Origin of the sequence: Micromonospora sp. 15K316 (assembly GCF_004348525.1) — a bacterium.
Classification (GTDB): domain Bacteria; phylum Actinomycetota; class Actinomycetes; order Mycobacteriales; family Micromonosporaceae; genus Micromonospora.
The window spans coordinates 15,773-30,266 of the sequence record NZ_SMKG01000056.1 but is presented as its reverse complement, the minus strand read 5'-3'; the positions used below and the strand labels follow the sequence as shown (position 1 = coordinate 30,266).

Annotated in this window: 10 protein-coding genes; 2 read left to right on the top strand and 8 right to left on the bottom strand. The window is 76.1% G+C overall.

All coding sequences use genetic code 11. The features are described 5' to 3' along the window. From mptB (E1211_RS13990) to E1211_RS13970, 5 genes are all read right to left on the bottom strand, one after another. A partial coding sequence (gene mptB / locus E1211_RS13990) for a polyprenol phosphomannose-dependent alpha 1,6 mannosyltransferase MptB (RefSeq protein WP_132349161.1) occupies nucleotides 1-1,501 on the bottom strand: 1,501 nt, incomplete at its 3' end. Nucleotides 1,502-1,514: 13 nt separating this feature from the next. Next, nucleotides 1,515-2,930: a polyprenol phosphomannose-dependent alpha 1,6 mannosyltransferase MptB gene (gene mptB / locus E1211_RS13985; RefSeq protein WP_132349160.1), complete on the bottom strand. Its 1,416-nt coding sequence runs from the start codon at nucleotides 2,928-2,930 to the stop codon at nucleotides 1,515-1,517. A gap of 52 nt (nucleotides 2,931-2,982) precedes the next feature. Further along, on the bottom strand, nucleotides 2,983-4,509 hold the full coding sequence (locus E1211_RS13980) for a hypothetical protein (protein WP_132349159.1): 1,527 nt from the start codon (nucleotides 4,507-4,509) through the stop codon (nucleotides 2,983-2,985). Nucleotides 4,510-4,540: 31 nt separating this feature from the next. Next, the gene (locus E1211_RS13975; RefSeq protein ID WP_132349158.1) at nucleotides 4,541-7,648 is read right to left on the bottom strand and encodes a bifunctional [glutamine synthetase] adenylyltransferase/[glutamine synthetase]-adenylyl-L-tyrosine phosphorylase; all 3,108 of its coding nucleotides are present in this window, start codon (nucleotides 7,646-7,648) and stop codon (nucleotides 4,541-4,543) included. Further along, the gene (locus tag E1211_RS13970; protein WP_132349157.1) at nucleotides 7,648-8,418 is read right to left on the bottom strand and encodes a type 1 glutamine amidotransferase; all 771 of its coding nucleotides are present in this window, start codon (nucleotides 8,416-8,418) and stop codon (nucleotides 7,648-7,650) included. Before E1211_RS13970 ends, E1211_RS13975 begins: the two co-directional genes overlap by 1 nt. Nucleotides 8,419-8,623: 205 nt before the next feature. Here E1211_RS13970 and E1211_RS13965 point away from each other — a divergent pair, with 205 nt between their 5' ends. Next, entirely contained in the window at nucleotides 8,624-9,499 is an 876-nt protein-coding gene (locus E1211_RS13965; RefSeq protein WP_132349162.1) for an LD-carboxypeptidase, read from the top strand. A 52-nt stretch (nucleotides 9,500-9,551) separates the two neighbouring features. Here the strand turns inward: E1211_RS13965 and E1211_RS13960 are convergent, their stop codons facing one another. Continuing rightward, nucleotides 9,552-10,442, bottom strand: coding sequence for a virginiamycin B lyase (locus E1211_RS13960; RefSeq protein ID WP_132349156.1), 891 nt, complete (start codon nucleotides 10,440-10,442; stop codon nucleotides 9,552-9,554). Nucleotides 10,443-10,653: 211 nt separating this feature from the next. Between E1211_RS13960 and E1211_RS13955 the strand changes: the two genes are divergently transcribed. Continuing rightward, on the top strand, nucleotides 10,654-11,142 hold the full coding sequence (locus tag E1211_RS13955; RefSeq protein WP_132349155.1) for a hypothetical protein: 489 nt from the start codon (nucleotides 10,654-10,656) through the stop codon (nucleotides 11,140-11,142). Nucleotides 11,143-11,334: 192 nt separating this feature from the next. On the opposite strand, the gene E1211_RS13950 is transcribed toward E1211_RS13955, so the two are convergent. Further along, nucleotides 11,335-11,715: a VOC family protein gene (locus E1211_RS13950; protein WP_132349154.1), complete on the bottom strand. Its 381-nt coding sequence runs from the start codon at nucleotides 11,713-11,715 to the stop codon at nucleotides 11,335-11,337. A 43-nt stretch (nucleotides 11,716-11,758) separates the two neighbouring features. After that, nucleotides 11,759-14,398, bottom strand: coding sequence for an NACHT domain-containing NTPase (locus E1211_RS13945; RefSeq protein WP_371686153.1), 2,640 nt, complete (start codon nucleotides 14,396-14,398; stop codon nucleotides 11,759-11,761). Between the last annotated feature and the right edge of the window lie 96 nt (nucleotides 14,399-14,494).

Sequence of the window (14,494 nt, the reverse complement as noted above, 5' to 3'; positions counted from 1 at the left end):
GCGGGGAGGAGTTGGGGCGGCGGCGGTGAGCGAGGGAGAGAGCGACGAGGGTCAGGACGGTCATCGCTATCGCACCGGGGGCCTTGGTGAAGCGGGCCAGGTTGGTGCCGTCGGGCAGGGTGAGGAACGCGGCGACCGCGCTGGGCAGCACGAACCAGATCGTCCGGGTCGCGCTGACGGCCAGCAGCGCCAACGGCCAGGTGGCGTACCAGGGGTGGAACACGGGTGCGAGCACCACGGTGGCGGCCAGCGCCAGCCCGGCCGCGTAGAGGGCCACCCGGGGTCGGACGACTGCCGACGGGGCCGCCCGCTGCCCGACGTCACCCCGTCGGCGAAGTGCCGTCCAGGCCCGCCACCAGAGCACCACCAGCACCCCGGCGAGCAGCAGCAGGCCCACCGCCCGGGCCACCGGAACCGCGTCCGGTTCCCGGCCGGCGAGCGCCCCGACGTAGTCGGCGACGAAGCCCACCGCCGTCGGCAACGAGGTCCACTGCTCGGAGTCACCGCTGCGGCTCAGCCCGTCGACCCAGCCGAGCCCGAGGCCGGACAGGAGCGAGGAGCCGGCCATCGCCGCGAGCACCCCAGCGGCCAGCCAGCCGCCGTCGCGCAGCAGCGCGCGTACGGTGCGGCGGCCGGGCACGGCCGCCAGCGCGGCGTACGGGAGGGCCACCACAGCCGTCGCCTTCACCGCCACCGCCAGCCCCAGCAGCACCCCGGCGAGGAGCAGCGCGGCGGGGCGGCCCGGGCGGCGGACCAGCACCAGCAGCCCGGGCAGGAGCAGCCCGAGCATCACCGCGTCGTTGTGCGCCCCGGCCAGCAGATGCACGCCGACCAGCGGGCAGGCGAGCAGCAGCCACACCGCCCGGCGGGCCGGCACCCCGGCGGCCCGGGCCAGACCCGGCAGGCAGAACGCGGCCAGCAGCACCCCGGCCAGCGCGAAGAGCCGCAGCAGCACGATCGTGCCGGTCAGACCGCCGCCCACCAGCACGGCCAGCGCGGCCAGCAGCACGAAGACCGGACCGTACGGGGCGGGCGTGTCCCGCCAGATCGGCGCGACGCTGCCCAGCCACGGGCAGCCGGCCTCGGCCACCCCGCTGACGTACGGGTCGACGCCGTGCGCGTACGCCCAGCCCTGGCAGGCGTACGAGTAGACGTCCCGGCTGCCCAGCGGCGCGGTGAGCAGCAGCGGCAGCGCCCAGAGCCCGGCGGTGCGGTACGCCCAGCCGGTGGACGGCGCGCCCCGGCGCAGCGCCCACCACGCGCCCACCAGCAGCGCGGTGCCGACGAGCCACCCGCCGAGGATCAGCGGCCCGTACGGGCCCCGCCAGATCGCCACCGGGGTGACGCCCGACGGAAGAGTCGGCAGCGCACCGCCGAGGTATCCGGCGACCGCGAGCAGCACCGCGCCGACCAGTCCGGCGTACCGGGCGCGAGCCGCGGCGGCCCGGCGAGGCTCGTCCCGACGGTCGGACCCGGGCGGCGGCACGCCGGGTCCGGTCACCGGCGTGGCCTCCTCAGTCCGTGCCGACGGTGGCGGCGACCGGCTGACGGGCCGCCCGAGCCGAACGTACCAAGCGGACGACCACCACGATCACCAACAGCGTCATGAGCGGCGCACCGACGGTCTTGGTGTACCGGGGCAGGCCGGTGCCGTCCGGCAGCACCAGGAACGCCGAGGCGAGGGTGATCACGGCGAACCAGCCGATGCGCCGCCGCGACGTGGCCGCGAGCACCGCCAGGGGCCACGTCCAGTACCACGGGTGGAAGAGCGGGGCGAGCGCGACCGTGGCGGTCAGTGCCAGCCCGGCGTGCCAGAGCGGGTCCCGGTCGCGGGCCCGGAACCAGAGCCACACCAGCAGGATCGCCAGCGCCGCCATCCCGATCCCCCGGGTGACCGGCAGCGGGTCGCCGTGCCAGCCGAACGGCAGCCCCAGGTAGGCGACGGTCTGCCCGAGCGCGGTGGGCGGCGAGGTCCAGGCGACCACGAGGCCGCCCTGCTCCAGGCCGCTGATCCAGCCGAAGTCGAGACCGGCGGCGAAGGTCGCGCCGACCACTGTCGCGACCGCCCCGCCGACCACCCAGCCGCCGTCCCGGATCAACGCCCGGACGGAGAACCCGCCGGCGATCGCCGCCAGCGCCGCGAACGGCACCACGACCAGGGCGGTCGCCTTGATCCCGCCGGCCAGGCCGAGCAGCACTCCCCCGGCGAGCAGCATGCCGGGGCGGCCCGGACGCGCGGCGATCACCGCGAGCCCGGCGACGAGCAGCCCCACCATCGCGGCGTCGTTGTGCGCGCCGGAGAGCAGCTGCACCCCGATCAGCGGGCTGCCCAGCGCCAGCCAGACGGCCCGGCCGGCCGGTACGCCGCAGCGGCGGGCCAGCGCCGGGATGCTGGCCGCGGTCAACACGATGCCGGCCACCGCGAGCAGCCGGAACAGCACGATCGCGCCGACGAGCGAGCCGGTCGCCTTCACCACCGCACCGGCGATCATCACGAAGAGCGGTCCGTACGGCGCCGGGGTGTCCCGCCAGATGTAGGAGATGCTGTCCAGCCAGGGGCAGGGCAGGGTGGAGACGCCCTGCTCGTACGGGTTGATCCCGGCGGCGTAGCTGGCGCCCTGGCACGCGTAGGCGTAGACGTCCCGGCTGCCCAGCGGCGGCGTGATCAGCATCGGCAGCAGCCAGAGCCCGACGGTGACCAGCGCCCAGCGGGTCGACGGCACCCCGTCGCGCAGCGACCACCAGGCGTACGCCAGCACGCCGGTGCCGACGGCCCAGCCGATCAGGATCACCGGCCCGTAGGGCCCCTGCCAGATGCTGAGCGGGGTGGGGCGCAGATCGCCGTGCGGCATCGCGCCGCCGAGGAAGGCGACGACGGCGAGCAGCGTCGAACCGGCCAGGCCGGTCCAGCGGGCGAGGTGGGAAGGCACCCGGACATGCTGCCAGTCGCAGGTTTCCGACCCCCAGCTGGGCCGGTGGCCGCTACGGGCAGCGCCCGTCCGGTGACAGGCTGCTGGCCAGCGCATACGTGCCGGCGACGCGGGCGCGGACCGTGGTCCACCCGTCGGGGCCGGGGGCCAGGCAGCCCTCGCCGGCGAGCGACAGCCAGCGGTTCCAGCGCACCCGGACCAGGACGTCGCCGGGAGCGTCGGCGCTGAACCGGACCCCGGCCGGCGTGGAGTCGACGAGCGTGGCGGGCGGGGCGACGAGGGGGGCCGGGTCGATCACCTGGTAGAGCCGCCACTCCCCCGGCCGGGCGACCTCCCGCAGGTACGGCTGGCCGGCGAGCACCAGGGCCGCCTCGGCCTGCGCGTACCGGTCGGGGGCGGTGTCCGGGGCGACCGCCACGAGGTCGACCGCGTTGCGCCGCAGCCAGTCGCCGTACTCGGCGGCGTCTAGCGCGGAGCCGTAGAAGAGCGCGTTGCGTTCCACGTCCACCTGCCGCTCCCAGCCCCGGGCCAGCGGCACGGCCGCCGCCACGTACGCGCTCTCCCAGTGGTCGCGCAGCGGCACCACCTCGACCCGGCCGACCGGTGCCCGGCGGCTCAGCTCGTCGAGCAGCGGCTGGTGGAACGCCGCGTACGCGGGCGCGGAGCCCATCCGGGTGAGGTCGCCGGTGACCACCGGTGACTGCCACCACACCAGGGCGGCGAGCAGGGCGGCGAGCCAGCGCGCGCCGATCGGCACGAACGCCGCGACCAGCGGCAACGCGAAGAGCATCGGCAGGCGCAGCGCGTTCGACCCGATCGGGCTCGGCACGTGGTACGCGGCGACCAGCAGCACCGCGGCCAGCGCCGCGCCGACGCGCAGCGCCCGGACCGGGACGAACGCGAACACCACCACCGCGAGCGCGACGTTGATCCGCATGGACTCGGCGCTGAACGGCTGCGCTCCGCCGTTGCCGAAGAGCAGCGCCATCGGCGCCACGGCCACCACCGGCACCAGGCAGAGCAGCAGGCTCTCCGCCCGCGGCCGGCGCGGCGACCACCCGCCCCGCCAGGCGTCGGTGAGCAGCAGCGCTCCCCCGGCCAGGCCGAGGAAGAGACCGGCGACCGGGCTGCCCCAGGTGGCCAGCGCCGCGAGCACCGCCCCCAGCAGCAGGCGCGCCCATCGGGGCGGCCGGGCGGAGTACACGGCGCAGAGGGCGAGGAGCCCGAACATCAGGCCCACCGCGAAGGTGATCCGCCCGCTGGCCAGGTTTCCGACCAGCACCGCCGCGCCGAGCACTCCGCCGAGCAGCGGCCGGCGGGCCCGCCCGCGCAGCAGCAGCCAGGCCAGCGCCACCGCCGACACGACGGCCGCGACCGCCCCGACCAGCCGTACGCCGAGCGCCGCGCCGAGGAACTGGGTGAAGAGGCTGTAGCCGAACTGGCCGTCCCCGCCGTACCAGGAGAAGTCGATCGGGGCGGCGCCACTGCGGTCGGCGAAGGCGGCGCGGGCGACCTGCGCGGAGAGGTCGGTGCCCATCGGCGGGGCGAGCAGGAAGGCGCCGGCGAGCAGCAGCGACACGAGGAGCGTGCCGAGCAGGGTGCGCCGGGGCTCAGCCGTCGAGGACCCGCTCCATCGCCGCCCGCGCCCGGCGGGCGGTGCGGAGGTAGTCGTCGAGGAACTGGCCCGGGTCGTCGGCACCGAGCAGTCGTACCACGCCGGCCAACTCCACGCCGTGCCGGGGCAGCTGGTCACCGGCCCGGCCGCGGACCAGCATGAGCGCGTTGCGGACCTGCGCGGCGAGGGTCCAGCCGGCCGCCATCGCCGCGGCGTCCGCCGGGTCGACCAGGCCCGCGTCCCGGGCGGCCGCGAGCGCGTCGAGGGTACGCGTGCCGCGCAGCGCGGGGAGCGTGCCGCCGTGGCGCAGCTGGAGCAGCTGCACGGCCCACTCGACGTCGGCGAGCCCGCCCCGGCCCAACTTCGTGTGGGTGGCCGGGTCGGCGCCCCGGGGCAGCCGCTCGTGCTCCACCCGCGCCTTGATCCGCCGGATCTCCACCACCTGCTCGCGGGTCAGCCCGTCGGCCGGGTAGCGGACCGGGTCGACGAGCGCCTCGAACTCGGCGGCCAGGTCGGCGTCCCCGCAGACGAACCGGGCGCGCAGCAGCGCCTGCGCCTCCCACACCCGGGACCAGCGGGCGTAGTACTGCGCGTACGCCGCGAGGCTGCGCACCAGTGGCCCCTGCCGCCCCTCGGGCCGCAGGTCGGCGTCGACGCCGAGCGGCGGGTCGGGGGCGGGCATGCCGAGCAGCCGGCGCAGCTCCTCGGCCACGGCCTGCGCGGCGGCGTTGGCGGCGCTCTCGTCCGTCCCCGGCGGCGGGTCGTAGACGAAGAGCACGTCGGCGTCGGAGAGGTAGTTCGACTCGTACCCGCCGAGCCGGCCCATGCCGATCACCGCGAAGCGCAGCCCGGGCGGGGTCGGCTGGGCGGCGAGGGCGGTCCGCAGCGCGGCGGCCAGGGTGGCGTCGGTGACGTCGGCCAGCGCGGCCCCGACCCTCGTGACGTCGGTCAACGCCGGGGCGGCACGCCCGTCGCCGTCCGCGCGGGGCGGGGCGGGGGTCAACGAGCCGGCCCGGCTCAGCACGTCGGCGCAGGCGATCCGGACCAGCTCGCGGCGGCGCAGCGCGCGTACCGCCCGGGTCGCCTCGACCGGGTCGGCGTGCCGGGCGGCCGCGGCGGCGAAACCCTCGCAGAGCACCGTGCGGGGGCGCGGGGTCAACTCGCTCTCCTCGGCGAGCAGCCGCAGCGCCTCCGGCTCCCGGGCCAGCAGGTCGGCGGCGTACCGGGAGGACGAGAGCACGCGGGCCAGCCGGCGGGCGACGGGGCCCTCGTCGCGCAGCAGCCGCAGGTACCAGGGGGTGCTGCCGAGCTTGTCGGAGACCTGCCGGTAGTTGAGCAGCCCCCGATCCGGCTCCGGCGCGTCGGCGAACTCGCTGAGCAGCACGGGCAGCAGGGTGCGTTGGATGGCCGCCGTGCGGCTCAGCCCGCCGGTGAGGGCCTGGAGGTGCCGTAGCGCCCCGGCCGGGTCGGCGAAGCCGAGGATCTCCAGGCGGTGCCGGGCCGCCTCCGGGGTGAGCCGCAGCCCGTCGGCGGGAACCCGGGCGACGGACTCCAGCAGCGGGCGGTAGAGGAGCTTGGCGTGCAGCCGGCGTACCTCGGTGGCGTGCGTGACCCACTCGGCGCGGAACGCCTCGACGGCGCTGCGTCCCGGCGCGGCCGTGTAGCCCAGCGCGGCGGCGAGCCAGCGCAGCGCGCCCGGGTCGGTCGGCACGGTGTGGGTGCGGCGCAGCCCCTGCAACTGGAGCCGGTGCTCGACTCCGCGCAGGAAGCGGTAGCCGCGCAGCAGCGCCTCACCGTCGGCGCGGCCCACGTAGCCGCCGGCGACCAGCGCGCGCAGCGCCGGAATGGTGCCCGGTTCGCGGAGCGACTCGTCGACCCGGCCGTGCACCAGCTGCAGCAGCTGGACGGCGAACTCGATGTCGCGCAGCCCGCCCGGACCGCGTTTGATCTCGCGCTCCAGCTCCTTCGGCGGGATGTTGTCGATGATCTTCCGGCGCATGGCGCGGACGTCCTCGACCGCCTCCGGCCGCTCGGCGGCCCGCCACACCAGCGGGGCGAGCTGGTCGATCCACTCCTGCCCCAACGCCAGGTCGCCGGCGGCCGGGCGGGCCTTGAGCAGCGCCTGGAACTCCCAGGTGCGGGCCCACCGCCGGTAGTAGGCGAGGTGGCTGGCGAGGGTACGCACCAGCGGCCCCCGGCTCCCCTCGGGGCGCAACGCCGCGTCCACCGGCCAGGCGACCAGCCCACAGATGTGGATCAGCCGGGTGGCGATCGTGGTGGCCGCGGCCAGGTCGTCGTCGGAGGCGGCCACGAAGATGACGTCCACGTCGGAGACGTAGTTCAGCTCGCCCCCGCCGCACTTGCCCATCGCCACCACGGCCAGGCTCGGCCGCGGCGTGCCCTCTGGCAGCTCCCCGACGGCGAGCCCGTACGCCGCCCGGAGGGTGGCGTCGGCCAGCGCGGAGAGCGCGGCCATGGTCTGCTCCAGCTCCTGGCCGCCGGTCAGGTCCGCCGCCGCGATGCGCAGCAACGCCAGCCGGTACGCCTGCCGCAGCGCGGCGATCGGGTTGCCGTCGCCGAGCGGCTCCAGCCGGCCGTCGGCGGTCGGGGCCAGCCCGTCCGGAGTCGTTCGTAGCACGGTCCAGTGGTCCGGGTTCGCCACTAGGTGGTCGCCGAGGGCGGACGAGGCGCCGAGCACGGCGGTCAGTCGCCGGCGCAGCCCCGCGTCGGCGGTCAGCTCCGCCAACAGCGCCGAGCCGGCCCCGATCCCGGCTTCGCCGTCGGCGGGGTTGTCCCCGTCCGCGGCGGCCGTGTTCCCGTCGGCGGCGGCCGCCGGACGTGCCGACGCGGCGCTCCCGGCCGCCCGGCGCTCGGCCTCCACCAGGCGGTGCAGCTGCCGCAGGGCCAGGTCCGGCTCGGCCGCCCGGGAGAGCGCGGCGAGCAGCTCCGCCGCGGGCTCGTCGACCGGCTCCTGACCGTCCGGTCGCCACAGGCCGAGGCCGTCCGGTCCGAGCAGGTCGGCGGCGCGGACGCCGCCGTCGTCCTCGGCCGTGCCGAAGCCGTACCGGGCGAGCCGGCCGGGAGCGCTCGTCGACCGGCTCATCAGTGCCCGAGCAGGGGCAGGCTGCGACGCGAGGCGCTGCCGTCGTCCAGCTCACCGAGGGCCAGCGCCGCGAACCGCGCGGCGAACGGCTGCCAGACCTCCTCGATGTCGGCCATCACCGCGTCGCAGGCCGCCACCACCAGCTCCGGGTCGTAACCCAGCTCGGTGAGGACTGTGGAGTCGGCCGCCCAGCGGGCGATCTGCGCGCTGTCGCACTCGATGTGGAACTGCAGCCCCCAGGCCCGATCGCCCAACCGGAACGCCTGGTGCGGGTAGCGGGTGGAGGCGGCCAGCAGGGTCGCACCGTGCGGCAGCTCGGTGATCTCGTCGGAGTGCCACTGGAGCACGTCCGGGATGAGCGGCACGTACCGGAAGAGCGGGTCCTGCTCGGCCGCGTCACGCCGGCCCACCACGGAGGGCCCGACCTCCGGCCCGGACGGGCTGCGCTCGACCTGCCCGGCATGCGCGGCGGCGAGCAGCTGCGCGCCGAGGCAGATGGCCAACGTGGGCACCCGGTGCCGTACCGCCTTGCGGAGCAGGCCCTCCAGCGCCGGGAACCAGGGCGCGCCGGGCGAGCCGTCCGGCAGCGGGTACGCCTGCTGCGCCCCGCCGAGCACCACCAGCGCGGCGTAGCCCTCCAGGTCGGCGGGGAGCTCGTCGCCGGCGTGCGGACGCACCACCCACAGTTCGAGGCCGGCCTCGGTCAGCCACTCGCCCAGCCGGCCCAGCTCGTCGCTCGGGTCGTTCTCGATCACCAACGCGGTTGCCACGCCGTCGAGGCTATCCGGTGTGCCCCCGAACCCCGCACCCTCGTCCGGCCGATGTCGCGGGCGGCGATCGGCCGACCCACCGTCGGGGTACGCGGGCGGTGACGGCGGGCGGCCCGGTGGGCGGCGCGGGATAGGCTCTGCCGCTGTGACCAGCGCTGCCCTCACCGTCCTCCGCCCGCCCGTGCTCCGCCCCGGCGACACGGTGATGCTGGTGTCCCCATCCGGGCCGACCCGCCCCGAGCGGGTGGCCCGCGGCGTGGAGCTGCTCACCGGCTGGGGTCTGCGCCCCGTGCTGGCTCCACACGTGTACGACCGGCAGGGCTACCTGGCCGGCGCGGACGAGCTGCGGGCGGCCGACCTGAACGCGGCCTTCGGCGACCCGGAGGTACGCGGCGTCATCTGCACCCGCGGCGGCTACGGCGCCCAGCGGGTGGTGGACGCCATCGACATGGACGCCGTCCGGCGGGACCCGAAGGTGGTGGCCGGCTTCTCCGACGTCACCGCGCTCCAGCTCGCGCTCTGGCGGGGCGCCCGGCTGGCCGGCGTCCACGGCCCCGGGGCGGCGTGGACGGACGAGCGGACGCCGCTGCGCTCCGCCGAGTCGTTGCACGCCGCGCTGATGACGACCGAGCCGGTGACGGTGGCCGCAGCACCGGAGGAGGAGACCTACCCGGTGCGGGTGCCCGGTCGCGCCAGCGGCCCGCTGCTCGGCGGGAACCTGTGCATGATCACCGCCTCGCTCGGCACCCCGGACATGCCCGACCTGACCGGGGCGGTGCTGCTCGTCGAGGACGTGCAGGAGCCGCCGTACAAGGTCGACCGGATGCTCACCCAGCTGCGCCGGGCCGGCGCGCTGGACGGCTTGGCCGCGGTGGCGGTCGGGCAGTTCACCAAGTGCGCGGACGGCTGGCCGGTGACCGTCGCGGACGTCCTCGCCGAGCGTCTCGGTGACCTCGGCGTGCCGGTGCTCGGTGGTCTGCCGGTCGGCCACGGCGTCGGGCAGCTCACCGTGCCGGTGGGCACCGAGGCCACCCTGGACGCCGGCGCCGGAACCCTCACGGTCGCCGCGGCCGTCCGCTGACCCATCCTCCCCCGTCGTTCAGGAGGTCGACCGGCGGAGCCAACCTCCGCGGTCAGGCCGGGGGCGGGGTGAGGCGGGCCAGGCGACCGATCTCCAGGGCCGCCCAGACGGTGCCGTCGGCGGCGACCGTGAGGCCGTGCGGCTCCGAGTTCGCTGAGGGCAGGTCGTACGTCTCGATCCGGCCGGCGGCGTCGACGTGGCCGATCCGGTTGCCGCCCCACTCGGTGTACCAGGCCCCGCCCGCGTCGTCCCCGACGATCGCGTGCGGCCGGGCGGACCGGTCCGGCAGCGCGTACTCCCGGATCCGGCCGTCCGGGTCGATCCGGCCGAGCTGCCCGGCGGCGACCTCCACGAACCAGAGCCCGTCGGCGCTGCCGCTGATCCCGACGGGTCCCGCGTCCGGGGTCGGCAGCGGATGCACGGTGACGCCGCCGTCGATGTCGACGCGGGCGATCGCGTTCGCCTGGTTGAGCGTGCACCAGACCGCCTCGTCCGGCCCGCCGGCGAGCATCGACGCGAACGCACCGGTCACCGGCAGCGGGAACGCGGTCACCGTGCCGTCGGGGGCCAGCCGGCCGACCGTGTCGGAGTTCATTCCGGCGTACCAGAGCGCCCCGTCCGGGCCGGTGGTGATGCCGCACGGCCCGGTGCCGGGCGGCAGGGCGACCGCGCTGAGCTCGCCCGCGGTGGTGATCCGGCCGATCCGGTCGTCGCCGGACCGGGTGAACCAGAGGGCCCCGTCCGGGCCGGGCGCGATGATCAGCGGCCGGCTCTCCGGCGCGCCCAGCGACCAGCTCCGGACGTCACCGTCCGCGCTCACCCGGGCGATCCCGGCGGCGTGCACCAGCGTCAGCCAGAGCGCGCCGTCCGGGCCGGTGGTGATGCCGTACGGGCCGGCGCTCGCCTCGCTCACCGGGAACTCCCGGATCAGGGTGTCGGTCACGCTGCTGCTCCTTGTCGGCCGCTCCGGGCAGGCTCCTCGGCGCCGCCCGGTCCGCCGGCCAACCCTGCCGAGGGTTCCGGGCGGACGCAACCCGTTTGTCCGGTCCCCGGCGAGACTCCCAGCCGGCTGACAGCCTCGTCACGGCTTCCGCCAAGCCGGCCTGGTCACTGTCGGTGAGGTCAGGACACCAGGACGACGAATGGGAGGACCCATGTCCCGCGGCATCAGGAAGAAGCACCTGCTGGCCGGTCTGGCCACGGCGGGCGTACTCGGGGTGGGCATCGCCGCGCCGACCATGGCGTTCGCCGCCGACGGCGGCACCCCCACGCCGAGCGCCGGCACCACCACCGGTGGCGACCGGCAGAAGGCGGCCGACCACCAGGGGAAGTTCGCCGAGGAGCTCGCCAAGGAGCTGGGCGTGCCCACGGAGAAGGTGACCGACGCCCTGAAGAAGCTGCGCGCGGAGCACAAGGCCGACCGGCCGCAGCGCCCGTCCGCCGAGGATCGGCAGGCACGGCTGAAGGAGCGGCTGGACCGGGCGGTGAAGGACGGCAAGCTCACCCAGGAGCAGGCCGACGCCATCGCCAAGGCCGTCGAGGCCGGCGTCTTCCCCGGCGGCCCGGGCGGTCACGGCCGCCACGGCGGTTGGGGCGGTCACCGCAGCGGCGACAGCGCGCCCGAGGGCACCACCGGTAGCTGACGCCGCCGGCCTCGGCCACACCCGCCCGGCACGGGCCCGGGGTACGGCCGGCCGCCGACCCGGGACCCGACGGCCCCGGCGCCGGCGGACGGGGAGGTGCGCACCGCGACCCGGGGTGCGGCAGCGGACGAGCCGCCGGCGACCATCGCGACGGGGTGCGAGGCGCAGGTGGTCGCCCGCGTCGTGGACCGGTCAGGCGTCGGCCGGCCCCGGCGGCGGCGCGAAGACGCCGACGTGGTTTCCGGCCGGATCGAGCAGGTGAGCGAGGGTGAGGCCGTTGTCGTTCCGCTTCGTCGGCACCAGCACCTTGCCGCCCGCCGCCTCGGCCCGCCGGCAGGTCTCCGCCACGTCGGCCACCTGCACATAGAAGATCGCGTAGTTCGGTCCCGCCCCGGCGGTGCCACGGATCGCGCCGCCGATCCCGGCACCACCGCCCTCGGTCGTCCGGTACGAAGCCTCCCCGGTCCCCTGCTCGGTGAAGCTCCAGCCGAAGAGGTCGCCGTAGAACCGCTGCGCCTCGTCGGGCCGGTCGGTGCCGATCTCGAACCAGGTGACGGCGTTGCTGATGGTCATCTGTGGCCTCCCGTTCCCCGCGCCGGCCACCCGGCCGGCGCTGTCAGGAGTCAGCCTCGACCTCGTTCGCGACACCGTGCTGTCGGCGTTTCCCGGGCGGATCCACCATTTCCCGCACCAGCGGGTCCAACCGTCGCACCAGGTCGGGGTGCTGCCTCCCGTACCGGGCCTCGAAGGCGGCCAGCAGCCCGGGGGTGAGGAACGTCTCCCCCAGCCCCCGCTCGTGCAGGCGTACCAGCACGTCGGCGGTCACGCCGTCCAGAGCGACGTCGAGCTGGCCGACGCCGTCGCGCACCAACGGGTTGACGATCCGCGCGAGCCGCAGATCCGTCACCTCGTTCGCGCCCAGCGCCCGCTGTGCGCAGCGCAGGAGCGCGAACATCGCCGCCGGTTCCCCGAGCGGTTCGACCGGGCAGGCGGCGAGCACCTCGGCCACCAGCTCGGGAGACGCCGCACGGTCCGCGGCCAGCCGGTCGAACAGCAACCCCAGGAAGGCCGCCCGGTCCCACTCCGGCACCACCCCGGACACCGCCGCCACCAGCCGTACACCGCGCAGGTACACCTCGCGCCGTTCCCGCTCGGTCGCCGGTCGCAGGGGCAGCAGCCAGGCGTCCACCAGCGCCCGCGCAGCCGAGGCGGAACCGCCCGGCGCGGTGTGGAAGACGGCCAGCGCCGTCGCCAGCTTGTCGAGGAACGGCTCGACGGCGTGCACCACCACGGCGGAGTCCACGTCGCAGGTCAGGTAGGCGTTTCGCCGCAGCCGGGCCAGGAGGTCGCGGGACAGACCCCAGCCACCCCCCGCCTGCCCGGCGGGCAGCCCCAACAGCCACGGCACGTCGACGTCGGGTGGGGCGGCGCGCCGGTGGTGCGTCCAGATCCGGAGATCCCGTGCGCCGCTCTCCCCGAGTCGATCCAGCGCCAGCAGGTCGCTGAGACCCTGCCACTCCTCCGGGTCGAGCTGGGAGCGCCAGAGCCCCACCTGGGCCCGCCACTCGGCCACCGGATCGGCCGCCTCCGGGAACAGCTGCCGCCCGGTCAGCGAACCACCGGCGGCGAGGGCGAGCAGCAGCAGGTTGGCACTGTAGGCGGCGTAGCGGACGGGCACCCGCAGCCGGCGCGGACGGTAGTCGTCGAACCGCCGCGCCCCGGCGACGTACGGGACGTCCCGGAACAGGCGCAGCAGCAGATCCGCCCAGGCGACCCGGTGCGCGCCGTCCCGCCCGGCCAGCACCTCGCCGAGGAAGGCGAGCACTGTGGCCCGGCTGCTCAGCACCGCGTACGAGAGCAGCGCGTGCAGCAGGTCGTCGTCGACCCCCGGCCCCTCGCGCCAGGACAGGTTGGCCGCGGCGTCCCGGGCGACCAGGTCGTCCACCACCTCCGCGGTGAGCCGGGCCACCAGGTGCTCGCCGAACGTGGCGTGCAGGAACTCGTACGTCTCGCGCCGCCGCTCGTCGAGGGAGGTGCGGGACCGGTGGATGAAGAAGAAGCGGCCGAGCACCACGTCCGCCGCCGCCAGCGGCGCCCGGAGTCCCGGACGCTCACGAGCCGGGGCCCCGCCCAGCGGCAGCGCCGCCAGGTCACCGTCCAGTTCGGTGGCGGTGACCCACTGCGCGCCCCGGTTGAACATGGCGAACGCGACGACGGCGAGCCGGCGCAGCTCGTCCTCGACCGCCAGGCCCAGCTCCCGATCGGGCAGGCCCGCGCGCTCCTTGACCACCTCGCGACGGGCGAAGCGACGCAGCAGCCGCTCGTAGAGCTCTCCCCGGCGCAGCTCCCCGGCCTGGCGCAGGTCGCCGCCCTCCGCGTCGTAGAGCGCCAGCATCAGCAGCAGCAAGGGCTGCGTCGCCAGCTCGCGGTGCGACAGCACGATCTCCCGGTCCAGCGGACGTGCGCCGAGCGCCCGGAAGGCGGCGCGGTTGACCCGGTTCCAGGTCGCCACCCAGGTCCCGACCCGCGACTCGTCGAAGGGCTCCAGCCGCACGGCGATGGTGCCGGGTGGCGACTGGGCCCGGTCCGCCACGCTGGTCCGGCTGGTCACCAGCACCGCCACCGGCCGGCCCTGGTCGGCCTCGCGATGCTGGAACGCGGCCACCCGCCGCAGGTAGTCGGTCTGGCTGACCCCGGTCGCCTGGAGCAGCTCGTCGAACCCGTCGAGCAGGACGACCGGAAGCGCGTCGCCCGCGGACCGGGACAGGGCCGGCCAGTCGAGCCGCTCCCCGGTGTCGTTACGGATCGCCTGCTCGATCTGGTCCTGAAGGTCGCCGGCGGCGAAGACGTCGCGGAGCGTCACCCGGACCACGAGGAAGTCGGCCGGCGGGAGTTGCGCGGCGACGACGCGGGTCAGTACCGACTTGCCGGAACCCGGCTGCCCGAGCACCAGCAGTGGGGCCCGGGTCGCGCCGGGTGAGGTGAGGTGCACGACCAGCGCCTGCCACAGGTCGTCGCGCACCGGCCGGTCGTCCCACCAGCTCTCGTCACCGGGTCGGGCGTCCGGGCCGAGTTCCGCGATCCGGCAGAGCGGCGGCACGTACGCCTCGCCGAGGGTCGGCACGGTCAGCCCGGCCGGTACGTCGCCGGAGGAGACGATGGGTCGGCGCAGCTCGGCGCCGTACGCGACACCGAGGGCGGCCCGCCGGTCGTCCGGCGCCCGCCCGGTCGAGAACTCGATCAGTACGCGCTGCATCTCGGCCAGCCCGAGGGAGAGACGATGCACTTCCTGCCGGGTCGCCTCGTGCTCGTGCTGGCCGAGCCAGAACGCCACCTCGGGGAAGTCGGCGGC